This window comes from Donghicola tyrosinivorans, assembly GCF_003003355.1.
GTDB classification, from domain to species: domain Bacteria; phylum Pseudomonadota; class Alphaproteobacteria; order Rhodobacterales; family Rhodobacteraceae; genus Donghicola; species Donghicola tyrosinivorans.
In genome coordinates, this window is sequence record NZ_PVTQ01000008.1 from 156,848 (window position 1) to 182,311 (window position 25,464).

The window sequence follows — 25,464 nt, forward strand, 5'->3', positions numbered from 1 at the left end:
GCGATGTTCACGCCGCCTATGGTCTTATCGACGGTCTGTTTCAGAGTGTTGACGCGGATTTCCGCGTCCGTCGCGCTGGCCGAGATGCCTGCAAAGCCGCTAAGGGCCACGTCGCCCTTGGCCACCAGCGCATAACCCGCGCGGTCTTCGCTGCGGGCCGCGATGTAAAGTCCAAGCTGGCCGCCACTCATGGCAAAGCCTGCACCCGCCGCGCCCACATCGGCGGCCACATTGCTGGCCGACAGCAGAATGTCGCCCTCTGCCGATTTTTGCAGCGCCACATCGCCGGTGATGGTGCCAAAGCCGTCGACGGCAATGTCCATACCCGTGGCCGAGAAGGCCATGTTGCCGTTGCCATCAAACGATGCGCTCAGCAGACCGCTGAGAGAGATGCCACCAAGCCCGTCCACATTCGCGGTGCCGGTCAGGGTGCCGCTGGGGCTTTGACCCTGTTCGAACACCAGCGATCCGGTGACGCCGGTCAAACCAATAAAGGCCCCGCCCGCGTTGTAGCCCAGATCGGCGTTTTCCGCCTCAATCGTCCAGACATCGTTCGGGCCGGTCTGGTCCAGCGTGATCTTGAACGATCCGCCAAGAACCGCGCCGCCAAGGTTAAGCTGGCCGTTGATCGGCAGTTGCACCACCGGACCAACCAGATCAAGGGTCAGGGATTTGACGTCCGACAGCTCCAGCTCTTTGGCGTTTGCCGACCAGTCGATGACCGTGGTCTGCGCCGCATCAATCGCGCCGCTGGCCTGATCAATCGCGGTGTTCAACTGCAACGCTGCGGTGTTCAGATCGGCCAGATCATAGCCCGCAACGCTTAGCGCGCCCAAGTCGGCCTCGGTCGTGACCCAAGAGCGGCTTGCGCCCACTTCGGTCGAGTAGACCATCGCCACGTCGATTTCGCTGATCTCGACGATAGGATCGGTGACCGAGCCGCCCGCCAGCAGTTTGGCGGCGATGTTGGTGCCGCCGACGATCAACTGGTTCACGTTGATCTGGCTGTCATCGGTCAGGGTGACCGACTGGTTCTGGACGTTCTCGATGAACAGATCACCGGACAGTTGCAGCACGCCATCCAGCGTGGCAACGGCCTGACCGCTCATGCGGGTCTCATTCGCGGCCATATCGACCGCGTAATCAAGGCCGGGGGTCGCAACGGTCCGCGACAGGGCCTGACCCCAACGGTTGTAAGAGACCGACAGGTTGTTCGCTTGCAGGCTGATGCCCGCCACGCCCGACAGGGACACATCGCCATCGGCCTGTACCGCGACCTTGTTGGTCACGCCGCCGTTGGCATCCACTTCCTGACGCAGCAGCACCGCGCCGCGACCATCGCTCAGCGCCGCTGTTGCGGGGCCAAGGGTCAGCGAGCCGGCCAGTTGATCGACGCCAATGGTCATCTCGGTGATGGTGACGCCCTGCACGATTTCCTGCGTGCGCACCAAGGTCAGCGCGCCGCTGAGGGTGCCGACCCCATCCACAGTGACCGAGCCGCTGTCGATGATGACTTCCTGACGGGAAACCCCATCGGCAAAGCTGATCTCTTGGCTGGTGCTGACGCCGGTGGGAATGGTCTGGCTGACCTCACGGCCCATGGCGTTGACGCGCACGGTGCCCGAGGCATTGATCGAAACCGCATCGCCAAAGCCCGACAGGGACACCGTCGCGCCTGCCTGCAAGGCAAAACCGGTGGTGCCATCGTCTTTGGTATCAATCAGCAGCGCCAGCGAGCCATCGCTCAGCGACAGGCTGGCCGTGGCGCTATCGCCCACAGCGCCGGTCACATTGCTGGCCCCGATCAGGAAGCGCGGCGCCGTGGTCTGGGTGGTGGTGGTCGCGATGACCTCAAGCGCCTCGACATCCGCGCCGGCAAGGCCACCGATAAAGGCCACGTCCAGCGTCAGGGTATCCGCATCCGCCACGCTGACCGCGATATCGGCCCGCGCATAGTTGTCCATCTGGTCCAGCTGCGCCTTCAGCACAGCGGCGATGGTCTCGGCGTCCATGTCGCGCACGTCCACTTCGGTGGACCACACGTCGCTAGAGGCGACCCGCGCCATGATCGAGGTCGGCATCGACCCATCCGCCTGCGTCAGCGTCACGCGCTGAACGGGCGAGACTTCAAGACGGGCCACGTCCTGCTGTGCCAGACCGCCCACATAAGCGACAGAGAAGATGCCAGCAGTACCGGTTTCGGTCACAACAACATTGCTGGCCGCGCCAATCGCGGTCAGCCCGCCAAGGGCGGTGGCCAGATCAGCAGCGGTAAGACCCGCAACCTCAAGCACGCCGGTATAAGAGGCCGAGCCGCTGACCGACAGACGCACGCGGGTCTGGCCGGACAGATCAAGGGTCTGGGTCTCGCTGGTGGTGCGGCCCGTGACAACACTGGTCAGCGCCGCATCGGGCGCAGGCAGAGAGGTCAGGATTTTGCCCTGCACCAAGGGCAGCGTCTGGCCGGTCAGGGTGCCGCCGAATGCCAGCTCCCACGAGCCGGTGCCGCCGGTTTCATTCAGCGTGACAGCCACATCCGCGCCGGTTGCCGCCAGACGCGCGCCATCGCTGGCTTGCGCCGCCAGAAGGGCTGCCTTGACCTGAACCGCCGTCGCCGCAAAGCCCAAGGGGGCCGAGACATAGGTCTTGCCGCCGTAATCCAGACGCATCTCAAAGGTGCCAAGGCGCTGCGCGTTGTAAAGGTGCAGCTCTTGCACCGCACCTTCCGCGGCCGATCCGGCCTTGGTCTGCGCCGCCGTAAAGGTCGCACCGGTGAAACCGGTCGCCGTCATCAGCGCCAGATCCTTGCTGCCCAAGCTGCGGGCAAAGTCGATCTTGAAGGTCGCATCCGACAGGCTGGTGCCTGCCACAAACGCCACAGAGGCAGAGCCCGCGCCGAACTTTGCGATCAAGGCATCCTCGATCAGCTGCGCCTGCTTGTCCGCCGAGTATCCCGCGCTGGCTTTGCGGGTCTCGGCCACGTCGATGTCGATGGCCGAGGTCGAGGCATGCGCCACAATCGTCGGGATATCCTGCCCGCCAAAGTCATTGGCGAAGGTGACGATATATTCGATCTCGTTGTTGGCGGTGAATTTGGTGTTATAGCGGACGGTGACGTTGCCCTGCCCCAGAATGGCCTCGAACGCCTCTTGCATCTTCGAGGTCTGGAAGCTGGGGTTGCCCGCAAAGCGGATCTTGGACGTGGTCTGGCCATTCACATCAAACCAGAACTGCCCCGAGGTGGTCGGCACAGCGGTGATGCTGATGGTCTGCTGTTCGTTCACCTGCGTGCCGTTGGGCAGATACTGGATCGCACCCGTAGTCTGGCCGTCAACGGTCAGGGTAAAGGTGTCAGAGCTGGTGCCACTGCCGCTGCGCTGAACGCGCAGGGTCTGGGTTTCATTCACGCCGGTGGTGGCGGGGCTGACCTCTTCGGTGACGCCCCAATCGGGCGCGTCCTGCAGATCGGCGGGCTGTTCCAGCCACAGACCTGCGCCGCCACGGGCATCGGCCAGAGAAATCGGCTTGCCCGCCAAAGCGCCAATGAATTCAAAGGTAAAGCCGTCCGCACGGGTGCCAGTAACCAGCACATTGCCCAAACCGATGGCCGGAATCCGGGCAAGGGTATTCTGCAAACGGGTGACCAGCACCGCGTCCGACACAGGGCGACCGTTCGCGTCCAGCGTAGAGACAGTCTGGCTCACCCCGTCATATTCCAGCGCATAAACGCCTTCACGGGCCAGCGCACCATCTGCGCCGGTGATATCCAGTCGGATTTTGGCGTTGGTGGTTTCCCCACCTTCTTGCACCGCATCCGAGGCGCCGCCATTGGCGGCGATGGCGGTGGACAGCTGCTCGATAGGCTGCGCGTATTCCGCCTGTTCTTTCACGAACGAGAAATCACCGTTCAGGCTGCCGATCCCTTCGACCGCCAGATCAAGGTTGCCCGCCAGCGACAGCTCATTATCGCTAAAGCTGGCCGTCAGGGACCCCGAGGCCGTCAGACCGTCCACCCCGATGATCGAGCCGACGCCCGACACAGTCCCGCTGACCCCATCGGTGGTGACGTAGAACGCCCCCTCGACCGAGTTGATGGTGACCGCGGCATCATTGGTGGAAACGGTCAGTTCCCCTTCGCCAAGACGCACTTCCCACGCGGGGTTGCCGCTGGTGTCGGTGTATTCGCTGACGTGGATCTTGCCGATCAGGTTCACGCCGCCGATCTGCACCGCGCCCACAACAGCGGCGGTGAAGCGCTCGGTGTCGTTGATCAATGCCATCGACTGGCTGTCGCCCAAGGGCAGCAAGATGCTGTGATCGCCCGAGAAATCCAGAACCGGAGTGCCCACGGCCAGAAGGCTGCCGTCGGCGGCCAGACCGCGGTTGATTTCCAACATGCCGGTGGTCACGGCCACATCGGCATAGGCATCCACGCGGGCTTCGGAAAGGCTGGCGCTGGTGGTGATCCAGCGGCGGGCGGTGGCGGTACCGGTGACGACCTCGGTCGTCAGGACCAGCGCCATATCCACATCCCCCAGCACGACCGAGGCATCCCCTGCCGACAGATCCGCGCTCAGGTCCAGACCGCCAATGACCAACATGTCTGCGGTGATGGTCTCATACGTCGCGGTATCGCCCGAGCCGGTTTTGACGGGCAGCGAAACGCCTGCGCGATGCTCAAGGAAAATCTGGCCCGAGACAGCCATGACGCCATCAACAGCGGCACTGGCCTGACCGGTCAGGCGGGTTTCGCCCTGGGCCTGATCCAGCGTGATATAGCCCGTGGCAGTGGCGATCTGGGTGTCAATCGCGCGGCCCGTGCGGTTCAGCGACAGGGCCATATCGGTGGCGGAAACGGAAACGCCCGCCAGACCCGTCAGCGCGACCGAGCCTTCAGCCTGCACGGCATATTTCGTGGCCCCTGCGGAATCCTTAAAGACCAGAACCGCACCGCTGGCATCGCTCAAGGTGGCCGAGGCGCCGCCCATGCTGATGCCGCTGACAGCAAGGTTATCAAAGCCGATTTCCAACTGGCGACGGGTGCTACCGCCCACCGCCACATTGCGCGAGGTGATCCGCGCGTCACCGGTCAGGGTCGGGCCGCCCGCCACGCTGACCGACAGGCCGGTCACGGCAACGGATTTGACCTCAAGCTCATCCTCGAAGGCCAGCGTCAGAACCTGACCACCCACGGTGATCGTCTCTTGGATCGGGGTGCCAAGGGTGTTCAGCAGCACGCTGCCATTGGCCGCCGACAGGGACAGATCGCCCCCCAGACCATCCAGCGCCACCGCGCCATTGGCCACCATCGCAACGCCAGCCGCCCCCAGCGCATCGCGCTGAAGCACCATCGCCAGATCAACATCGCTGACCGAAACGCCATTGCCCGCAGTACCCACGGCAATCGCCGCGTCATTGGCCGCGATGACAAACCGCTCGCCTTGCGCAGTTTCCTGACGCTGGATGCTGAAATCACCCTGAATGCGGGCAAAGCCGTCAATCGCCACCGCACCATTGGCGGTGATCGCCAGATCGGGGCTGTCAGACGCAAACGTGACCGAGCCGGTCGCGTCAATGGTCATGCCATCAACGCCCGTCACCGACATCGCGCCGGTGATCGTGCCAGAGGCTTTGCGGTTGCTGTCAATCCGCAGCTGACCCGTGCCCTGCGACAGGGTAAAGGCCACACCCGCCGCCGCCGCAACCAGCGTCAGATCGTCAAAGTCGATGGTCCAGCTATCGTCGGTGCGGTCATAGGTCAGGCTCAGATCGCCGGACAGCACATTACCATCTATGTTGATCGCGCCCGAAACCGGCACGGTGAAGACATCACCCACCTGATCCAGCACGAACGAGATACTGTCACCCAGATCAAAGCTGGCAGGCACCGACCAATCAATCGTCGGCACATCGGGCAGCGCGCCGATGGCACGGTTGATCGACCACTGGGCCACTTCCAGATCGGGCAGCATGTAGCCCGCGACCGAGGCCTCATAGATCCCCCCGCGCGAGGCCACCCACGACCGCGATCCTGTCTTCTCTTTCGAATAGACCAGCACGAAATCCGAGCGGTCAATCTCCAGCCCGTTCGATCCGCCAAAGCCTGCGCTGACATCACGGCCGGTCAGGCTGTACTCCACCACCCGCACGGTCGAGGCATCGGACAAAAGGCGCGTCGTGGTGCTGATATCCAGTTGCAAATGGCCCGAGAATGCCAGAACGCCATCAATCGTGGCCTCAAACTGGCCTTCTGCCGTGGCAGCACCCGCCGCCACATCCAGCCACAGAGCCTCGCCCGACAGCAGTTCGATCCGCTCGGCAGTGGTATCGCTGGCGGTGCTATAGGCCACCTGAATATTGCGGCCCGTCAGGGCGAACGCATCGTCAATCGCGATACCCAGATCAAGCTGGCCGTAAACCGCCTTGGTGGTCTGAACCTCGCCAATACCGCTGAGGTCCGAGGTGCTTTCCACCACAACGCCCAAGCGACCGGCGCTAAGCGTGCTGCTTAGGGCCCCAAGGGTCAGCGAACCGCTCACCTCATCGGCACCGATGACAAAGCGGTGGGTGCGATGGGTCTCGGTCGTCTGGGACGAAGTCGCAAAGACAAAATCACCCGAAAGCGTGCCCAGATCAGGCATAACCACCTGCGCATCACGGGCCACAAACCGCGCCTTGCCGCTGGCGGTCGAGGCTTCAAAGCCCAACTGGCCCGTAAAGCCAAAGCCCGGCAGACCATCAATCGCGCCAGTACCGGTGGCGGCAATCTCAAACGCGCCACCCTGCATCCGCACATTCAGCGCCGCGCCCGACACAAGGGCCGAGGCCCCGTGCGCCGGATTGCCCAAACGGGCCGAAACGCCGCTGGCCGTAACCTGCAAACCGTCCGTCGCCGCGTCATAGGCAATGGCGAAATCGCCCGACAGGGACGCGCCGCCAAAGGCCGACAGCGCACCGCTGGCGGTCATGGTCAACGAAGGCGCGCCCGCGCCGAATTCATATGTGCCCGCTACATCGGTCAAGCCGCCGGTCAGGCCCGCCATGCCCCAGCTTGCGGTGCCATCGGCAACGCTCAGGCGGGTGCGCCAGCCGTCCACAGTCTCAAGCACGGTGACGGACCAATCACCCGACACACGCATGCCCGACAGGTCCAAAGAGGCCGACAGGGTCAGCTCTTGCGGGACCTGATTGACCAGACCCGTCAGCCATTCATCCACAACGCCCTGCGCCTCATCCCCGACCACATTCAACTGGTCCAGAACAGGGATCGAGGTCGCGACCAGTTGCAAACGATCCGCCGAATAAACGGGGCGCATATAAACGCCGTTGCCCGCATAAAGGCCGGTGAAATTGCTGAACGAACCGGTCCGCTGCGACCAGCGGATGATGTCGAACACCTGACCCGCAGTGGGGGTGAAATCATCAAGGAAGGACAGCTCAAGCGTGCCATCCAGCGCCGCCGTGCCAGAGACCAGCAACTGGTCATAGGCATCGGTCAGCCCTTCCGAGGCAGGTTGAACGCCCGAGATCTCAATCGACAGGGTCGCGCTGGCATCCTGATCGTACGAGGCAACACTCAAAACGCCCGGCGAATTTCCAGGCGCGATCGTACCATCGTTGGTCAGTGCAGCAGTAACAGTCCCCTTGCCAGTCAGCGTCTGACCGGAAGACACGGTAAGCGGGCTATCAACCCCATCCGTCGAAAGGGCCGTTTCAGAACCACTAGAGCCCACCAACACCAGGTTGGAAGGCTCTCCCGTAGGATCAAGCGTGGCAGGAGACTGGGTCGTGGTTTCGCCGGCATCCACGACCTGAACCGGATCACTTGGCGTTGGGTCCGAAGAGTTTAAAGTGACATCGCCCGATAGCACAATTCGCTGTTCAAGGGTTTCCAAGCCAAAATCCGATCCGCGCTCATTGCCCGCATCGATTTGATCTTCGTCACGTTCGCCAGCCATATCCGACCAATTCCTGTCTTTATCGCCGTATTGGGCGGCGATCTGAAATGCACACTACGAGTCAGAGAAAAAACGCCCCGACCTTTCGAAATGCAAAATTTGCAGCCGATTGGGACCTTCAGAAAAATACCGAAGGCTCCGTCTCAAAAACCACTAAAACCATCTAACAAAAGATCAAAAGCGCCAGCTTCAAAAACACGGACCAAGCCCGCTAGCGTTTGTGAACTGATGGTTACGCTTCTGGATAGCATAGGCCCCGCCTTCCCACAAATATCCTTATGGATAAAACAGGTATCTATCTCTACAGCACTTATACTCTTGGGTATGGTTGCAACGGAAGTTCGAAATTATCAACAGAATGATTGCCTTAAACCGCGAAAAAACGCGTTACCTACAGTATTGAGTTGCACTACGGAATTTCAAAACAATTTAAAGATGCACGCAAAGCCGGTCTTGCTATTCCCCGTACCGACCAATTACTCACCCAAAAGATACGCGCAAGACGCATGTTATCCGCCAAACCAAGAAGCTGGCGCAAAGTCTTGCCATGAAAAACCGGCCATGTTAGCAAAATGAAATTCGCGTGAAGAAAAACAGGCACCCTCACCGATTTGTCTTTCGAGTATGGCACAACGTCGTTGTTGTTTTGGAAAAGCCAATTCATTCAGGGAAAATCGAATGAAACCCCACAAGTTCTTCTCTGGGCTAATTCTATTGTCCAGCTTGTCTGTTTTTGCGCCCCAACTGCACGCAGCACCCGCCGCGTTCGAGGTCGACACTTCCTCTGAAGGGATGTTCAAGATCGGGCTGTTCTACGACAACCTCTACAAGACCACCTTCAATTTCACGCTGGAACAACAGAACCTTTTCGGCACCGACGACAATCTGGTTCTGGACGTCTCGCACAGTGTCTACAGCAGCGGCCTGACCGTCCGTTCGACCGATCCGGACCTGTTTGAATCCCCCTGGTCGCGGACCTTCTCGTTCTCGACCCGTCAGGTTTCGGCGAACAAGGACGTGCTGCGCGATTACAGCTTTGGCACCGCCGACGCCGAGGTGTCCTTTGCCCGCGAACTGGGGCCGCATTCGGGCATTTCCTTCGCCGTGGGCTACAACCTTCTGGACTTCAAAAAGTCCGAAGACGTGCCTCAGCTGGTCGCTGACGCCGAGGTTCTGCACGACGATCAGGTCCATACGGGCTATGTGGCGGTCCGCAACCAGTTCTCGACCCTGACCGAGGATGAGAATTTCGCCACTTCCGGCTCGACCATCGGCACCTCGCTTGAGATCGGCAACGCGGGCGCCAGCCCCTATGCGGTTGTGCAGGTCTCGGCGCAGCACTTTATGGCGCTAGGGGACCGGATGTTCGCGAAGGGCCGCGTTGCGGCCAGCGCGGGTTTCACCAACAAGGGCGAATTTCCGTTTAACAAGAACACCTTCGTGGGTGGCCCCGGCACCGTGCGCGGCTACAAACCCAACAGCCTTGGCCCCGTCTCGCCCATGGAATTCTCGGGCGAGGATGCGGTTGTGGGCGGCCAATACGCGCTGACCTCCTCGCTTGAGTTGGGGATGATCGTCGGCCCCAAGCGCAATCTGGCGGTCTTTGCCTTCACCGATGCGGGCGACGCGGCCAATGACACCAACGATCTGCAACCCGGCAAACTAAAGCGCACCCACGGCGTTGGCCTGCGCTGGCAATCGCCCCTTGGCCCGCTGGATGTGTCCTATGCGGTGCCTGCCCACAAGAGGGACAACGACCGGACGCAAGAATTGCAGTTCACCTTGGGCTGGGTCTTCTAAGCCCCTCGCCACAAACAAAAAAACCCGCCAACCGGCGGGTTTTTCTTTGGCCTTCGGACTGCCCGTTACTGCACGGTCTCGGGCACTTCCATCTCGGCCTTGGGTGCGGGCGCGGTGGCCTGCACATTACTTAGCTGGATGCCCAGATTTTGCAGCGAATGCATGTGCAGGTAGCACAGCTCCAGCTCATCAGAACGGAACATCGCCAGCAGATCCGCATCGGGGATCGCCTTGAATTTCTGGCGGTTGATCACCTGAAAACCAACCAGACGGCGGGTTTCCCCATCGGCGTCGGTCGCGCTCAGGGTGGCAGCCTCAAGCAGACCCAGCGACGCAAGACGCTTGCAGAAGGCTTGGGTCACGATGTGCTGACGCTGGTATTGGGTCACGAAGCCAAGCATATTTTCCAGATACTGGGTCCGGTTGCCGTCCGCATCAAACAGACGCTCGCCGCGCCCATCGCGATTGATCCCGCTATAGGCCTCATCAAGGCACAGGGTCATGGTGTCCACATCGCTGCGCGCGAAGATAAAGGGATAACGGCGCAGGAAGGCGGGCACATAACGGCCAGTCCATTTGCCATCTTCGTTCAGGTAGACGTTCTCATTCGGCTTCACGCCGGTCAGCGCCACGGGCACCATCGCATCGGCATCGCCGGTAAAGACAATCGCCATATCCTGAGCCGCCGAAGGGAATTCCGCCGCAACCACCGGAATGGAATTAATCCCGCGCGAGAATTCCAGATTGGTCGCCGGTTTGATCGAAACATCACCATGAGTGCTGGCGTTGATCGGCGACACGGATTCATACATTTTTGCGATGTCAGACATTTCTCACCTGTCTTTGGCCCAATTCCTGTATCGGAGGGCGCGTTGTGTGCGGAATTATAGAAAAATTGTACACTGGTGAAAACTCAAAACGAAATCACAGATTTCCAAAAAAATGATCCCATCTCGAACGGATCAACAAGTCACACGATCATGTTCTTGCGTCAAGCCCTTGTCGTCAAGCACTTCGGCAACGAAAAAAGGTAAAATCTGCTTCTCTGGTTCCGCCACACAGACTGACAGAATGGCTTTACTGACCCTATCGGTCTGAGACCCAACCGACTTGCAAGACCCGGCACCGAGAACCGCCTTGGCGACACCCGACGCCCCCGCCAAAGCAAGAAATCGAGCCAGTTTAATACCGCCGCCAATCCTCCTTCAGAGAATTGCAGGGGAATTAACTTTTAGCCTCTCAATAACCGAAAATCCGATTGAAAGACCATTTGTGGTTTCACAAAGCCGGAAATAGAAGCGGCAAAATCCATCACCTTTCATTCCCCTGCAAGCGCCGCCGCGAAGGAACTGAAAGACACGCCTCTACCGTCCCGCGAAACCGCAGCCATCCAATCCGAAACTGCTGATGATGTCGGCCCGCCAGTGCAGCAGCACCGGCTTTCACAGGGACAGGCCAAGGCCCCAAAGAAAAAGGCGCCGGAAAACCAGCGCCTCATCGTCTTGAACCGATCGCAGCTTATGCCAGCGCGATATCGGTTGCCGATTCGCGGCCGTCACGGCGCGATTCGATTTCGAAGCTGATCTTCTGACCTTCTTCGATGCTACGCAGACCAGCGCGCTCTACTGCCGAGATGTGCAGGAAGACATCTTTGTTGCCTTCGTCGGGCTGAATGAAGCCGAAGCCTTTGGTTGCGTTGAACCATTTTACGGTGCCAGTGGCCATATCCGTGTTCCTTTTTAGAAATGCTACCCCCACCATTGGTGGCAGCTCAGTGCAGTCGATCCGAGTCGATCAACTTGAACTGAGCATTCAGTCAAAGCATTTCGAACCTTAGAAACGTAAGCACATTCGATGTGACAGCAATTTGGAAAAAGCGCAATATCCCATTTGGGATACACACGAAACTGTGCTTATTTTCGCTCACCTTACCAGCAGCAGAAGCCCCCATCCACCAACAGATCAACGCCTGTACAATAGGACGCCGCATCGGACAGCAGAAAGACCGCAGGGCCGACCATCTCATCGACCGTGGCCATGCGCTGCATGGGTGTCTGGCTTTCGAACTCGCGGGTTTGGTGAATCATCTCGGGGCGGGTGTTCATCGGCGTCGCCGTATACCCCGGCGAGATCGAGTTGACGCGGATCCCGCGCCCGACCCACTCCATCGCCATGGATTTGGACAGGTGGATCACCCCAGCCTTTGAGGCGTTGTAATGCGCCTGATCCAGACCGCGGTTGACGATCACACCGGACATGGACGCGATATTGACGATCGCACCCCCCTGCCCGTGCGCCAGCATCGCGCGGCCTTGGGCGCGGCACGACAGCCAAACGCCCTTCATGTTGATGTCCATCAGGGTCTGGTACTGGTCCTCTTCCATATCCTCCACGGGATTGGCATTGGCGATCCCCGCCGCGTTCACCGCCAGCCGCAGGGGGCCAAGGTCGGCCTCGGTCCGTGCAACCGCGTCGGCCAACGCCGCGCCATCGGTCACATCCGCCGCGATCTGCACAGACTTGCGCCCCGCTTTCGCAATGAAATCAGCCGTTTGCGCCAAACCGTCATCGGTGCGGCGGTCCAGTAGGGCCACATCCGCCCCGCATTGGGCCAAGCCCATCGCGATCCGCTGGCCGATGCCGCTGCCCGCGCCGGTGACGAAAGCCACCCGTCCGCTCAGATCGAACATGGCAGGGGCGTTCAGAGTAATCTCAGCCATTACGGCCTCTCCTTCAAAACTGACCCGTAGGGGTCACGACATAATCAGGCCGCCATCCACGTTGATGGTCTGGCCGGTAATATAATCGGCGTCGGCGCTGGCCAGAAAGGCGATCAGACCCGCCACATCCTTGCCCTCGCCCGCCCGTTTCATGGGGATGTTCTGGACCCAGGACTCCATCAACTCGCCCGGTTCATAATCGCCAAGCATCTCGCCCCAGACGCGGTCATTGTAGTCCCACATGTCGGTGCGGATGATGCCGGGGCAGATGGCGTTCACGGTGATCCCATCCAGCGCCACCTCTTTGGCAAGGCTTTGGGTCATGCCCATCACCCCGAATTTCGAGGCCGCATAATGGGGCGTATAGATGAACCCGTCCCGCGCTTGGCCCGATGCGATGTTGATCAGCCGCCCGCCGCCGTTGGAGCGCATACGCCGGATCGCCTCTTGGCAGCATAGGAACGCGCCCTTGGTGTTCACGTCCATCGTGGCGTCCCATTCCTGCTCGGTCAGGTCTTCGACGCGGGCGATGGTGATGATCCCCGCATTCTGGACCGAGACATCGACCGTCCCGAACCGCTGCACCGCTGTATTGTACAGGGCCACCACGTCAGAGCGTTTGGTCACGTCGCAGACCACACCGATGGCGGTCATACCCTTGGCGCGCAGACCTGCGGCGGCCTCTTCCACATTGGCCTCGAACGAGGCGATCACCACATTCGCACCCTCAGAGCCAAACCGGTCAGCAATCGCCAGACCGATGCCCTTGTTGCCGCCCGTGACCACCACGGTCTTGCCGGTAAATCGTTGCATCTTTTCCTCCTCAGGCCGTCGCCAGTTCCATGACCGAGACATCATTGGCCTCGGCGTAATCCAGAATTCCGGCCTGCCGCCCTGCGGCCATGACCATGATCCGGTGGCTGACGCCCAACACCTCTTCGAGGTCCGAGCTGACAACGATCACCGCCACCCCTTCAGCAGCCAGCCCCGCGATGATGTCGTAGATCGAAGATCGTGCGCCCACATCGATGCCCCGCGTCGGCTCATCCAGCACCACAACACGCGGATTACGGGCAAGCCATTTTGCGATCACAACTTTTTGCTGATTGCCACCTGACAATTCATTCGCGTTCTGGTTGCCTTGGCCCTTGACCCCAAACCGCTTGATGTTGTGTCCGGCAAAGCCCTGCACCGCGCCGCCTGTCACCAGACCCGCCTGCGCGACCTGCGCCAGATTGGGATAGGCGATGTTTTCAGCGATGGAATGATCCAGAACCAGCCCCTGTAACTTGCGATCTTCGGGCACCAAGACGATGCCGCTGCGGATCGCGTCGCGGGGGGATTTCGGCGTGATGTCCTGCCCCTCAAGATGGACGGAACCACTGGCGATGGGATCGGCGCCCGCGATGGCGCGGACCAGTTCCGTGCGCCCTGCCCCGACCAGACCCGCGATGCCGAAAATCTCGCCCTTCCGGACGGCAAAGTTCACATCCCGAAACCGCCCGTTCGCGCCGGTCAGCCCTTGCACCTCTAGCACCGGCTCGGCCGAAGGTTGGCCCAAAGCGGGGAACATGCGTTCCAACGACCGGCCCACCATCGCCTCGACAATGGTGCGGACGGGCACATCGGCGCTGTCGAATTCCTGCACCTTGGCGCCGTCGCGCATGACAACCACGCGGTCGGCGATCTGGCGGATTTCCTCCAGCCGGTGCGAGATATAGATGATCCCGACCCCATCCGCCTTCAGCCTGCGGATCTGGTCGAACAGGCGCTGGGTCTCTTCCCCGCCCAAAGCGGCGGTGGGTTCGTCCAAAATCAATAGCCGCGCATTCAGGGTCAGAGCCTTTGCGATCTCGATCAACTGCTGGTTCGCGGTGGACAGACCCTGCACCAAACGGTTCGGCGGCAGGTCCAGACCCAAGCGGCGCAAACCGCGGCTGGCCTCATCGCGCATGGTGCGCCGATCCACCAAGCCATTGCGGCGGGGATAGCGGCCCACGAAAACATTCTCGGCGATGGTCAGGTGGGGCAGCAACAGCAGTTCCTGATGGATCATGCCGACGCCCGCATCAATCGCATCGCGGGGGTTGGCAGGGGCGTACGGCGCACCCTGCCAAGTCATTTCACCGGACGAAGGCGGCACCGTGCCCGAGATGATCTTGGACACGGTGGACTTGCCCGCCCCGTTTTCCCCCAGAAGGGCCACGACCTCACCAGGGCGGATATCAAGATCGATCCCGTGCAGCACCTCAATGGGGCCGTAGGATTTCCGGATGCCCTTCAGGGACAAGATGGGAGAGTTGTCGCTGGTCATGGTCTGGCCCTTCTGGAGAAACCTTGAATCGCCGCCACCCTCACGGGGCAGCGGCGACAGTGTTCAGGATCAGGGATGCTCGGCCACATACTCACCCGCGTTTTCGGGGGTGGTCAGATAACCGGGCAGCAGCTGTTCGGCGGGCAGGGTTTCACCTGCGGCCAGCTTCACGGCGCTATCGACAGCCAGACGGCCAATGCCGCGCACCTGCTGCGTGGCGGTGGCGTCAAAGCCGCCCTCTGCCAGAATGGGCAGCGCGGTGGTGTCACCGTCAAAGCCGCCGATGTAGACACGCTGTTCCACGCCCGAGACCTTAACCCCCTGCGCAGCCCCCAGCGCCAGACCGTCGGCCTGACCAAAGATGATGGTCACATCGGGGTTCGCTTGCAGCAGGTTCTGGCTGATATCCAGACCTTCGGCCTGCGACCACTGGTTCGACCACTGCTGCGCGACCAGTTCCACACCGGGGTTCTCACCGATGGCCTGCATACAGCCCTTGGTACGCTCGACCTCGGGGGTGGTGCCTTTCTGGCCGTGGATCATGATCATCTTGCCCGCGCCGCCAGCAAGGCCGATCACATGCTTGCAGACCTCATAGGCCGAGGTCGCGTTGTCGGTGGCAATAAAGGTATCGCCGGGCTCATCATCCGCGTTGCGGTCTACGTTCACCACCGGAATGCCCTGCGCTTTGGCCAGACGGGCGGGAACGGCAGCAGCGGCGGCACCGGCGGGCAGATAGATCAGCGCGTCGATGTCTTGGGTCAGCAGATCCTGCACCTGACTAACTTGCGTTGCGCCATCGTTCTTGGCGTCTACGGTGATCACTTCGATCCCCAGTTCTTTGGCGTATTCCTCAACGCCGATCTTGATCTGGTTGAAATAGTCCGCCTGCAGGTTGGTCACCGCCAGACCCAGACGTTTGACCTCGGCCGCATCCGCACCAAAGGCGGTCAGCGCCATCGCGGTTGCCGCGAAAAGAGTGCTCTTCAGTTTCATTGTAGTCTCCTCCTCCAGAAAAATCGGGTGCCGTCACCTACGGTCCCTATGGTGTCCAGCTGTGCCGGACAGGTTGACGGCAGGGGGACCAAGGGCCTCCCTCCCGAAAATCGTTAACGCTTCTTGAAAGCTTCGGCGGCCACGGCCAGCGCGATCACCACGCCGATCACCACCGCTTGGGTAAAGGGCGAGACCCCAAGCAGGTTCAGACCATTGCGCAGCACGCCGATGATCAGCACACCGATGATGGTGCCGATGATCCCGCCCTGCCCGCCGGACAAGGATGTGCCGCCAATGACCACCGCCGCGATGGTGTCCAGCTCATACGTGAAACCCGCCGTCGGCTGGACCGAGTCCAGACGCATCGCCAGCACGATCCCCGCCAGACCCGCCAGCACGCCCGAGACCACATAGACCCCGACCGTCATCAGACTGACGTTGATCCCTGCCAGTCGCGCCACCTCTGGGCTGCCGCCGATCGCATAAAGGCTGCGCCCGCCCGAGGTGTAGCGCAGGTAGAACCACCCCAGCACAAACACCACCAGCATCAGCGCGACGGTCACGGTCAGGAACCCGCCGTGACGGATGAACGCCAGCATGCTGAACCACGCGGGAAAACCGACGATCTGCTGACCATCGGTGATCATATTCGCCAGCCCGCGGGCAATCGACATCATCGCTAGGGTCGAGATAAAGGCCGGCACGCGAAACAGCGTAATCATCAGCCCCGACACAGCGCCGCTAAAGGCCGCCACCACCAGCGCCGCCGCGATGCCAACGCCGATGGGATACCCCAGCACATTCGCCGTGTAGCCCATGACCATCATCGCCAGCGCCAGCACCGAACCGACCGCCAGATCAATCCCGCCGATCAGGATCACATAGGTCATCCCCACCGCCATGATCCCGAGGACTGTGATCTGGTCCAGAACGTTCAGAAGATTGCGCAGGGTGAAGAACGCATCGGTGGAGACCGACAGAAACACACACAGCACGAACAGGCCGATCAAAGGCCCCGTCGCCCCGCTGAGCGAGAACATATCCGCAAGCCGCATCCGGCCCGCCTGAGGCGCTTGGGTCATTGTCATTCCTTCCTCCCTTAGCATCATGCCTGCATATTTATTCATGCATGATGGGAAATGCGTATCGTGGGATTTTCTCCCTGTCAAGTTGCACAGAGTCGGAATCTAACCGCCATTGCATTTATTGGCGCAACTATGGCGACAGCTTGACAGGCTCATAGCAGCATGTTTACTTTCGCCAGAATATTTATTCAGAGGCAAACTATGGACACCCATGATCTTCGCCTGTTGGCGAACCGAATCCGGCGTCGGGACTTGCAGGCGGTCTATGAGGCTGGCGCAGGCCATATTGGCGGCGAAATGTCAGTGACCGATCTGCTGACGGCCCTGTATTTCCACACGATGAAGGTCGATCCCGCCGCCCCGCTGGACCCGAACCGCGACCGCCTGATCCTTAGCAAGGGTCACACGGCGCTGGCCCTTTATGTGGTGCTGTCCGAAAAAGGCTTTCTGCCGAAGGAAGAGATCGCGACCTTCCTTCAGCACAACTCGCGTCTCAACGGCCACCCCAACCGCGTGAAGGTTCCAGGGGTCGAGACCAACACCGGCCCGCTGGGTCACGGCCTGCCCGTGGGTGTGGGTATGGCCAAGGCCGCAAAGCTGGACGGTGCGGACTGGCGTACCTTTGTCATCACCGGCGACGGCGAGATGCAGGAAGGTTCCAACTGGGAGGCGATCATGGCCGCCGCGCATTTCGGTCTGGATAACCTGACGCTGATCATCGACCACAACCGTCTGCAACAGGGCGCGCGGCTGGAGGACACCAACAATCTGGCCCCCCTGCCCCCGAAACTGGCGGCCTTTGGCTGGACGGTGCTTGAGATCGACGGCCACGACATGGACCAGATCACTGCCGCATTGTCAGCTGACAATATTGCCAGCGGCAAGCCCACCTGCATCGTCGCCCACACCAACAAGGGCCACGGGATTTCCTTCATGTCCGACAACGTCGCTTGGCATCACAAGGTCCCGAATGAGGCGCAATACAAACAGGCCATGCAAGAGCTGGAGAACGCCCAATGACCGCCCCCTTTCAGAACGCCAAGCTGCACGACTGCCGCGACGCCTTCACCGCCGCACTGGAAGAACTGGCCGCGGCAGATGGCAACATCGTCGCCGTGTGCAATGACTCGGTCGGCTCGTCCAAGCTGACAGGCTTTCGCGACAAGTTCCCCGAACGCCTGATCAACGTGGGCATCGCGGAACAGAACATGGTCGGCGTCGGGGCGGGTCTGGCGAACGGCGGCAAGATCCCGTTCGTCTGCGCCGCCTCGCCCTTTCTGACGGGCCGCGCGTTGGAGCAGATCAAGGCAGACGTGGCCTATTCGCAAACCAACGTAAAGCTGGTCGGGATCAGTTCCGGCATGGCCTATGGCGAGCTTGGGCCGACCCACCATTCAATCGAGGATTTCGCATGGGTCCGCGCCCTGCCCCACGTACCGGTGATCGCGCCCGCAGATCGCATTGAAACCGACGCAGTGATCCGTTGGGCCGCCACCTATCAAGGCGGCTGCTTCCTGCGTCTTAGCCGCGTGGGCGTGCCGGACCTTCTGCCCGAGGGCCATGTGTTCGAACTTGGCCGCGCGAATGTCCTGTGCGAAGGATCGGATGTAACGATTATCGCGAATGGCGTGCTGTCCCATCGGGCGGTCACCGCCGCCGCAGTGCTTGAAGGTCAGGGCATCAGCGCCCGGGTGTTGAACATGGCGACAGTCCGCCCCATCGATCAGGACGCGATCCTGTCCGCCGCACGGGACACCGGCGCGATCCTGACCTGCGAGGAACACACCACCTTCGGCGGTCTTGGCAGCGCCGTGGCCGAGGTGATCGTGGATCACCACCCCGTCCCCATGACCCGTCTTGGCGTTCCGGGTGTCTTTGCCCACACCGCCTCGGCCGAGCAGCTGCTGGATGATTTCGGAATGTCCCCGCAGGCGATCGCAGACAGCGCCGTCGCGCTGATGGGGCGCAAGGGGTAAGCGATGGCTCAGCAGGCAATTCTGGCGATTGACGAAGGCACCACCAATTCAAAGGCCGTGCTGGTTTCCGTGACCGGAGAGATCCTGTCCAGCGGTTCCGCCCCCGTGCCGATCCAGCACCCGCAACCGGGTTGGGTTCAGCAGGACGCGGGCGACATCTGGCAGGCCACCCAAACAGCAATTGCCGATTGCCTGCGCGGGCGCCCCGATGTGCAGGTGGTGGCCGTTGGCGTGTCGAACCAGCGGGAATCCATCCTGATGTGGGACCGTAAAACCGGCGCGCCTTTGGGGCCAGTTGTCAGCTGGCAATGTCGCCGGACCGCGAATGCCTGCGCCGAATTGCAGGCGGCAGGGCACGAACCTGCAGTGGTTGCGAAAACCGGTCTACCCATCGATCCGATGTTTCCGCCGACAAAAGCCGCGGGGCTGCTACAGAACTTTGCCAGCCAAGGTCAGGACGTTTGCATCGGCACGGTGGACAGTTGGCTGATCTGGAACCTGACGGGCAGGGCGCTGCATGCCACCGATCAGGCAAACGCTGCGCGGACCCAGCTGTTCAATATTGTCAGCAGACAATTTGATCCCGACCTTTGCGATCTGTTTGGCGTGCGCATCGAAACCCTGCCGCAAGTTCACGACAGCGCCCATGTCTTTGGCCACACAAAAGGGGCAGGGGTTTTGCCCGACGGCATCCCTGTGGCCTCGGCCATCGGGGATTCCCACGGGGCGCTGTTCAGTCACGGGGCCTTCACGCCAGGCGATGGCAAGATTACCTTCGGGACGGGTAGCTCGGTGATGACCACAATCCCCGAATTCATCGCGCCCCCCACAGGGATCACCACCACGATTGCATGGTCTTTGAACGGCCAAGCCACCTACGCCTTTGAAGGCAACATTCTGGTCAGCGCCGCAATCCTGCCGTGGACGCAGGCCTTGCTTGGTTTGGACAGTGTCGAGGCGCTGCTGGAACTGGCCCAATCCGTGCCGGATGCGATGGGGGTGTCTCTGGTGCCGGCCCATGTGGGTTTGGGCTCGCCCCATTGGGCGGCACAGGCACAGGGGTTGATCAGCGGGCTCTCGTTTGGGGCAGGGCCCGCGCAGATCGCCCGCGCTGCGGCGGAAAGCATGGCGTTTCAGGTCAACGATGTCTTCCAAATCATGGCTGAGGCTGCGGGCGGGATCGGGCGCGTGTCCGTGGACGGCGGGCCAAGCCGTAACCGCTTTCTGATGCAACTGGTCGCCAATATGTTGAACCATCCGGTCACGCCCTGCCGCGCCGCCGAAGCCTCGGCCCTAGGGGCGGCATATCTGGCGGGTCTGGCCACAGGCGTCTGGCCCGATCTGGATGCCATCCGCAATCTGCCCGTCACGGACGCCGAAATTGCGCCTGACACGCCGGATGCGTCACGAAACCGCGCTTTAGAGACGTGGCGGAAAGCGATTGCCCGCACAACTTTGGTTGTATAGTGAATAAATATTCACTTTAACGACGGAGCATCCAAGGCATGTCGCGACTGAACGAACTTCGCATGATCGCCCGTGTTGCGCAGATGTATTACGTCGAAAAGCAACGTCAGGCCGATATCGCCAGCCATCTGCGGATCTCGCAGGCGACTGTTTCGCGCATGCTGAAAAAGGCGCAGGAAGAAGAGATTGTGCGGACCACCGTGGTCTCTCCGACCGGCACCTATGGCGAGTTGGAAGCAGGGCTGCGTCAGAAATTCGGCCTGTCTGAAGCGATTGTGGTGGAATGCTCCGAAGACCGCGACGGCGCGATCATGGCCCGCATCGGTGAGGCCGCCGCGCATTTCGTTGAAGCCACCTTGCAGCCCGATGAAATCATCGGTGTGTCCAGCTGGTCCGAGACGATTTTGCGCATGGTGGATAACATTCATCCCATGAAATCGGGGAAGGCGAAATATGTGGTTCAGACCCTTGGCGGCATGGGCGATCCCACGGTTCAAACCCACGCGAACCAGTTAACCACTCGTCTGGCCCGTCTAACCGGCGCCGAGGCCCGCTTGCTCAGCGCCCCTGGCGTCGCGCAGTCCCGAGAGGCCAAGCTGGTGCTGATCGGCGATCCCTATGTGCGGGAAACCATGGACCTCTTCAGCCGTGTGACGCTGGCGATCATCGGGATCGGGGCGATTGTGCCCTCATCCATGCTGGCCCGCAGCGGCAACGTTTTCTCGGAACGCGAACTTTCCGCCGTGAAAGAGGCGGGCGGCGTGGGCGATCTGAGCCTGCGCTTTTACGGCGAAGACGGTCAGCCCGTGAAAACCGCGCTGGATGAGCGTGTGATCGGCATGACGATGGACGAGCTTTCCAAGGTGGACCGCGTCATCGCTCTGGCGGGGGGGCAGGCCAAAACCGAGGCTATTTGCGGGGCGCTGAACACTGGCGTTATTGACCTGTTGATCACGGATAAGTTCAGCGCCGAACGTCTGTTGCAGTGAAGCGGTCAAAATTCATCGGACCCCTTCATTCGTCATGCGGATCAGCTTTTTGATGTCGAATTTGCCATTTCGTGACTGTTTTGTGAGATGACGAAGATATCCGCCCGGATTTTGAATAGTGTCGAAGCGCTCCAGTAGACACAATATAGAGATAGGGGCGATGTGCGCTCCCATGAACCGCTTGGCCTCTTCATAGACAGGTCCATCGATCCCCATCATTGGCACCAGTTGGGCTGCGTGCTGGCTAAGTTCCTGCCAATCCCGAGGGCCGTTAGGGAACATTTTACGGTACTCTGCGAAACTCTGAACCGTCACATCCAGATCAACAGGTGTCGAAGGCAGGAGATCAGATTCAGAGTTATTATTTTTTTTACTATGTTGATGACGCTCAATTTCGCTGTCGCTGACGATCATTTCCGGTGTTTCTAGCGCGGTTTCTAAGTCGGCCAGCAGCGTGCGCAGGTCTTCGTTGTTGTCTTTGCGGCGCAAAAACAGCCGTGCGCGGCCCAGAAGGGGGCTGTGGGCGTGGATGCCCTCTGGATCGATGTCTTGGGCTAGAAGCATCTCTGTAAGGCTCTGACGGGCGCTGAGGATGCGGGCACGCAGGACGGCGTGTTCCTCAAGGCGGCGGGTGTGTTTGGCGGCCTGACGGCGCAAATCACCGGCCATCAGGGCAAGGGGACCCAGATCAAAGCCGAAAGCGCAGGCGATCCCGTCCCCAAGGCGTTTCACATAGCGCTTGCGGTTGGGACTATCAAAGCGGGCGATGACGCCAGATTGCACTAAAGCTGCCAGATGACGGCGCAGGGTGCTTTCCGGCATGCCGCCAAGACGGGTGGAAAGGGTCGCATTCGAGGCGAAAACGATGGATTTTCCTGCCCGTGCGGGCAGATCCCGATCAGGTACGAAGGTCAGCATGATACGCAACACCGCAATCGCACGGTGCGAAAGGCCGAAATCGCTTGCGGCCACGGTCAGATCATCGACCAGCGCCCATTTATCATGGGCCTCTGGCCGTTCGCCCAAGGCAGCCGACACCGGCCGCCCGACGAAACGGGACGTGATTGCTGTCATTTTTGTTCACGAAGGACGCAAAAAATCGGCCTCTGCCAAGCGACAGAGTTGACGGATTCGGCAGGAAGCGGTATCTCGAAGATGCTAAAGACGAGAAGGGCCTTCCAACTGTGCTTGGGGGGCTTTTCTTATTTCGGGGTCCTTGAATGTGCCTCCTTGGTTGTTTTTCTGCTCTTATTCTTCAGGTTCTGCGGGCTGGTCCGATTGCCAGCGGGCATACCATTCGTTCATCAACTCACTGGCGTTTTCTTCAATCCAGCGGTCGAATCCGGGTGTTTTGACGGTCAGGCTGACGCCTTTGTCGGTGCCTTTGACCACGGCCAGCGCGGCGCCATCGGGTGCGGTGACGGCGGCTTTGCGGGCAGGGGTCTTGGGCGCAGGCGCCGCGGGGCGGTGCTTGTTCTGGGCGGCCAGAAGAATCGCCTCGAATCGGGCGTCAGAGCCTAAGGACGTGAATTCGGGACGGCGCATGTAGGTCGTCGCGCGGCTGCGGGCGGCCTGATCGTTAAAGAGATCGGCCAACTGCATCCAGCGTTCACGGCCAATCGAGGGCGCACGGCCCACCTCACGCAGGAACTCCAGCTCAAAGGCGGTGCCGACTTTCAGCATCCGGCTGACCATTGGCAAATCGATCGAGATCGCCGCCGCGATGGTCGGGCGGTCATAGCCGGAATCCTGCAACTGTGCGGCAAAGCTGGCTTTTTCGATGAAACTCAGGTCGGTGCGGGTGTTGTTCTCCTGCCCCTGCGCCATGACCAGCGCGTGATCGTCCAACTGGCGGACCATCGCTTTGACCGGCAGGCCAAGATCGCGCAACGCCGCCAGACGGCGACGACCATAGACGATCTCATACCGGCCCCGCTGGGTCGAGTGAGGGCGCAGCAGCACAGGAACCTGCTGGCCATAGGTCTGAAGGCTTTCTTTCAGACGCTCTTGTTCGACGGGGTCCAGCCCAAGACGGTCCTCAAGGCCCGCGTTATCGATCAAGGCGGTGTCGATGTCCTGAACCGCGTTCTCTTGCATCCGGTTCAGGCTGCTTTGCAGCGCGCCGACCGCCCCTTGTGGCATCAGCCGCTGCCGTTGCGGCGCGGCCTCGCCCTTGGGCGTGATGTTGGTGTTTAGAATGCCTTTGCGTGCCATGTTAACGACCCCATGCTGCCTGGATGAGGGACTCGACCTCATCATTGACGTCATTTAGTGAATCGACCGCACGGTCGTATGTGTTGCGGTTGAACTGGCTGCGCTCGACCTCGTAGATGGTCTGATGGGTCAGGCCCGCGTCGGAAATCGCGGTGGATTTAAGCATCGACGCCGTCATCACCTCTTTGCCGAACAAATTGCGCAGGAAGGCGACCACCTGTTGCTGGGGGCCGTCGTTGGGCTCAAGCCGGTTGATCAGGAACCGCATGAAATCATAGTTCATCGTCGCGCCCGCATCGCTGACCACATCCAGAAGATCGGCGCTCATTTGCAGGAACTGGGACATGGAGGCCACGTCCAGCATGTTCGGCACGACCGTAATAAAAAGACCAGTCGACGCACAAAGGGCCGACATGGTCAGGTACCCCAATTGGGGTGGGCAGTCGAAAAGGATCAGATCATAGTCGCCTTCCACCTCGGCGAGGGTGGCGGCCATGCGGCTGAAGAATGGGGGCTGGACGTTCTCCATGAGGGCGCGGGGCGTCTCGTGTTCGAACTCTTGCAGCATCAGACTGGCGGGGGCCAGATCGATGCCGGTGAAGAACGTCTTCTGGATCACCGCCGAGAGGGGCAGGGGATCATCATAGCGGATCGCGTCGTAAATCGTGCCGACGTCAGTGAAATCGACTTCGGGTCGATATCCGAACAAGGTCGTTAGAGATGCCTGCGGGTCGATATCGACACAAAGTACCCTGTAGCCCTTCAGCGCCAGACGTTGCGCCGTGTGGACGGTGCTGGTGGTCTTGCCCGACCCGCCCTTGAAGTTCAGGAAGGACAGAACCTGCACCTTATCACCGGGACGGCGGCCCTTGCGGTAGGTGCCGGGCACTTTGGCGGCGCGGTCCAGATAGGATCGGATCGCCTCCAGATCGTCGGCGCTATAGGAACGGCGGCCACCGGCGCTGGTCAGCACCTCTTCGATCTTCTCTTCCATATGCAGCTTGCGCAGGAACGAGGTCGAAATCCCCAGCAGATCCGCGGCCTCGCCTGCGGAGAACAGGCGCAGTTCCTTGCGGGCATCGGGGGCGAAGGCCGTGAGCATGTGGTTTTCCAACGCCGAAGCGATGTTCTCTGCGTTCTCGCGGATACGTTCGTTGATGCGGATCGCGTTTTCGCTCATAGTTCCACCTAGGGCTTGGGCAAACGGGATCGTTGAGCGCGAAGGGTGCGCTCCCATGTGCCTGCTGCTTGTAGTAACGCTGTTTAGCGCCATGCTCATTTTTATCGTTTCTATAGCGGGGATTTCCGAGTCGGCGCAAACAAAATCTGTCGCCTCAGGTATCGGGCTTTGCTCACCATATCTGGTGAGGGGCGGAAGAAGTTCCGCCAGAGCGGCGATAAACACCTTAATTTACTGGCTTATTCGCGCGCGGCTGTCCGGCCTTATGAGGTCTGTGGATAACCCATCTTTTTTTCCTGAAAGTTCAGGAATCCATGGGGTTTTAGCCTGTGGACAGAATCGAAAGGGCATTTCGCGCCCCAGATTGCGAGAGAATCCCCGCAAAGGCCGCAGTTACCACGGCACAGTAATATAATCGGCCGAGACATAGCCGTTTACCTGCGGCGCATCCGCCAGCGAGACCTTGCACCAGAGCTGGCCGATCTCGGTCACGCATTGGCCACGGTTCAACTGGGTGCCGTCGGGCAGGCCCAGAATGATGCGATAGCCAAGGCCGGGGCCTGCGCGCAGCTTCAGCATCTCATCGCCCGCGTTCTTAACGGTCGAACGCCCCCCAAGATCGGCGCTACAGCCCGCAATCAGGGTCAGCGCAAGAAGAAGGGGCAGGGTACGCATAGGATGTCCTTTCAGCGGAAGGGCGGCGGATAGGGCAGTCCTAGCCTCTGGTCCCTCATGCGAAAAGGCGGAAATCCCTGCATTCTTGGT

Annotated in this window: 17 protein-coding genes (1 of these 17 running past the window's edge); 5 read left to right on the plus strand and 12 right to left on the minus strand. The window is 60.7% G+C overall.

The annotated features are described in order from the left end of the window. Nucleotides 1-7,958, minus strand: partial view of an Ig-like domain-containing protein gene (locus CLV74_RS12720; protein WP_106265338.1) — the start only. Its footprint begins 48,181 nt before the window's first position; the window shows 7,958 of its 56,139 coding nt (coding positions 1-7,958); the start codon lies at nt 7,956-7,958; its stop codon lies off the left edge, out of view. Between the two features lie 678 nt (nt 7,959-8,636). Between CLV74_RS12720 and CLV74_RS12725 the strand changes: the two genes are divergently transcribed. Further along, complete coding sequence (locus CLV74_RS12725; RefSeq protein ID WP_170108043.1) at nt 8,637-9,758, plus strand: BamA/TamA family outer membrane protein; 1,122 nt, start codon at nt 8,637-8,639, stop codon at nt 9,756-9,758. 65 nt (nt 9,759-9,823) lie between these two features. On the opposite strand, the gene CLV74_RS12730 is transcribed toward CLV74_RS12725, so the two are convergent. From CLV74_RS12730 to CLV74_RS12760, 7 genes are all read right to left on the minus strand, one after another. Then, the gene (locus CLV74_RS12730; RefSeq protein WP_106265342.1) at nt 9,824-10,588 is read right to left on the minus strand and encodes a SapC family protein; all 765 of its coding nucleotides are present in this window, start codon (nt 10,586-10,588) and stop codon (nt 9,824-9,826) included. Nucleotides 10,589-11,276: 688 nt separating this feature from the next. Then, nucleotides 11,277-11,483 (minus strand): cold-shock protein, encoded by a 207-nt coding sequence (locus tag CLV74_RS12735; RefSeq protein WP_106265344.1) that lies wholly within the window; start codon nt 11,481-11,483, stop codon nt 11,277-11,279. A gap of 203 nt (nt 11,484-11,686) precedes the next feature. Next, complete coding sequence (locus CLV74_RS12740) at nt 11,687-12,478, minus strand: SDR family oxidoreductase (RefSeq protein WP_106265346.1); 792 nt, start codon at nt 12,476-12,478, stop codon at nt 11,687-11,689. A 33-nt stretch (nt 12,479-12,511) separates the two neighbouring features. Then, nucleotides 12,512-13,291 (minus strand): SDR family NAD(P)-dependent oxidoreductase, encoded by a 780-nt coding sequence (locus tag CLV74_RS12745; RefSeq protein ID WP_106265348.1) that lies wholly within the window; start codon nt 13,289-13,291, stop codon nt 12,512-12,514. A gap of 10 nt (nt 13,292-13,301) precedes the next feature. Beyond that, a complete protein-coding gene (locus CLV74_RS12750; RefSeq protein WP_106265349.1) occupies nt 13,302-14,792 on the minus strand; it encodes a sugar ABC transporter ATP-binding protein in 1,491 nt (496 codons plus the stop codon). Between the two features lie 69 nt (nt 14,793-14,861). Further along, the gene (locus CLV74_RS12755; protein WP_106265351.1) at nt 14,862-15,788 is read right to left on the minus strand and encodes a substrate-binding domain-containing protein; all 927 of its coding nucleotides are present in this window, start codon (nt 15,786-15,788) and stop codon (nt 14,862-14,864) included. A gap of 113 nt (nt 15,789-15,901) precedes the next feature. Beyond that, entirely contained in the window at nt 15,902-16,876 is a 975-nt protein-coding gene (locus CLV74_RS12760; protein WP_170108044.1) for an ABC transporter permease, read from the minus strand. A 198-nt stretch (nt 16,877-17,074) separates the two neighbouring features. Between CLV74_RS12760 and CLV74_RS12765 the strand changes: the two genes are divergently transcribed. From CLV74_RS12765 to CLV74_RS12780, 4 genes are read left to right on the plus strand one after another with little or no spacing between them, the layout of a single operon-like run. Beyond that, the gene (locus tag CLV74_RS12765; protein ID WP_106265353.1) at nt 17,075-17,893 is read left to right on the plus strand and encodes a transketolase; all 819 of its coding nucleotides are present in this window, start codon (nt 17,075-17,077) and stop codon (nt 17,891-17,893) included. After that, on the plus strand, nt 17,890-18,849 hold the full coding sequence (locus CLV74_RS12770) for a transketolase family protein (RefSeq protein WP_170108045.1): 960 nt from the start codon (nt 17,890-17,892) through the stop codon (nt 18,847-18,849). Before CLV74_RS12765 ends, CLV74_RS12770 begins: the two co-directional genes overlap by 4 nt. A 3-nt stretch (nt 18,850-18,852) precedes the next feature. After that, nucleotides 18,853-20,316 carry an FGGY family carbohydrate kinase gene (locus CLV74_RS12775; RefSeq protein WP_106265355.1) on the plus strand — a complete coding sequence of 488 codons (1,464 nt, stop codon included), beginning with the start codon at nt 18,853-18,855 and terminating at the stop codon, nt 20,314-20,316. A gap of 38 nt (nt 20,317-20,354) precedes the next feature. Beyond that, nucleotides 20,355-21,305 (plus strand): sugar-binding transcriptional regulator, encoded by a 951-nt coding sequence (locus tag CLV74_RS12780; RefSeq protein ID WP_106265357.1) that lies wholly within the window; start codon nt 20,355-20,357, stop codon nt 21,303-21,305. Between the two features lie 12 nt (nt 21,306-21,317). Here CLV74_RS12780 and repC read toward each other — a convergent pair whose 3' ends face one another. The 4 genes from repC to CLV74_RS12800 form a co-directional block, all read right to left on the minus strand. After that, nucleotides 21,318-22,379 (minus strand): plasmid replication protein RepC, encoded by a 1,062-nt coding sequence (gene repC, locus CLV74_RS12785; protein WP_106265359.1) that lies wholly within the window; start codon nt 22,377-22,379, stop codon nt 21,318-21,320. A gap of 174 nt (nt 22,380-22,553) precedes the next feature. Continuing rightward, nucleotides 22,554-23,519 (minus strand): plasmid partitioning protein RepB, encoded by a 966-nt coding sequence (gene repB / locus CLV74_RS12790; protein WP_106265361.1) that lies wholly within the window; start codon nt 23,517-23,519, stop codon nt 22,554-22,556. A gap of 1 nt (nt 23,520) precedes the next feature. Further along, nucleotides 23,521-24,699 carry a plasmid partitioning protein RepA gene (gene repA / locus CLV74_RS12795; protein ID WP_106265363.1) on the minus strand — a complete coding sequence of 393 codons (1,179 nt, stop codon included), beginning with the start codon at nt 24,697-24,699 and terminating at the stop codon, nt 23,521-23,523. A gap of 393 nt (nt 24,700-25,092) precedes the next feature. Beyond that, nucleotides 25,093-25,374, minus strand: a complete 282-nt coding sequence (locus CLV74_RS12800) for an SH3 domain-containing protein (RefSeq protein WP_106265366.1) — start codon at nt 25,372-25,374, stop codon at nt 25,093-25,095. Nucleotides 25,375-25,464 lie beyond the last annotated feature (90 nt).

Excerpts from the sequence above, each read along its gene's own strand:
- CLV74_RS12755 (WP_106265351.1), bottom strand. The coding sequence starts at position 15,788 with ATGAAACTGAAGAGCACTCTTTTCGCGGCAACCGCGATGGCGCTGACC.
- repB (WP_106265361.1), bottom strand. The coding sequence starts at position 23,519 with ATGGCACGCAAAGGCATTCTAAACACCAACATCACGCCCAAGGGCGAG.
- repA (WP_106265363.1), bottom strand. The coding sequence starts at position 24,699 with ATGAGCGAAAACGCGATCCGCATCAACGAACGTATCCGCGAGAACGCA.
- CLV74_RS12800 (WP_106265366.1), bottom strand. The coding sequence starts at position 25,374 with ATGCGTACCCTGCCCCTTCTTCTTGCGCTGACCCTGATTGCGGGCTGT.
- repC (WP_106265359.1), bottom strand. The coding sequence starts at position 22,379 with ATGACAGCAATCACGTCCCGTTTCGTCGGGCGGCCGGTGTCGGCTGCC.
- CLV74_RS12760 (WP_170108044.1), bottom strand. The coding sequence starts at position 16,876 with ATGACAATGACCCAAGCGCCTCAGGCGGGCCGGATGCGGCTTGCGGAT.
- CLV74_RS12775 (WP_106265355.1), top strand. The coding sequence starts at position 18,853 with ATGGCTCAGCAGGCAATTCTGGCGATTGACGAAGGCACCACCAATTCA.
- CLV74_RS12725 (WP_170108043.1), top strand. The coding sequence starts at position 8,637 with ATGAAACCCCACAAGTTCTTCTCTGGGCTAATTCTATTGTCCAGCTTG.
- CLV74_RS12735 (WP_106265344.1), bottom strand. The coding sequence starts at position 11,483 with ATGGCCACTGGCACCGTAAAATGGTTCAACGCAACCAAAGGCTTCGGC.
- CLV74_RS12745 (WP_106265348.1), bottom strand. The coding sequence starts at position 13,291 with ATGCAACGATTTACCGGCAAGACCGTGGTGGTCACGGGCGGCAACAAG.
- CLV74_RS12770 (WP_170108045.1), top strand. The coding sequence starts at position 17,890 with ATGACCGCCCCCTTTCAGAACGCCAAGCTGCACGACTGCCGCGACGCC.
- CLV74_RS12780 (WP_106265357.1), top strand. The coding sequence starts at position 20,355 with ATGTCGCGACTGAACGAACTTCGCATGATCGCCCGTGTTGCGCAGATG.
- CLV74_RS12765 (WP_106265353.1), top strand. The coding sequence starts at position 17,075 with ATGGACACCCATGATCTTCGCCTGTTGGCGAACCGAATCCGGCGTCGG.
- CLV74_RS12730 (WP_106265342.1), bottom strand. The coding sequence starts at position 10,588 with ATGTCTGACATCGCAAAAATGTATGAATCCGTGTCGCCGATCAACGCC.
- CLV74_RS12750 (WP_106265349.1), bottom strand. The coding sequence starts at position 14,792 with ATGACCAGCGACAACTCTCCCATCTTGTCCCTGAAGGGCATCCGGAAA.
- CLV74_RS12740 (WP_106265346.1), bottom strand. The coding sequence starts at position 12,478 with ATGGCTGAGATTACTCTGAACGCCCCTGCCATGTTCGATCTGAGCGGA.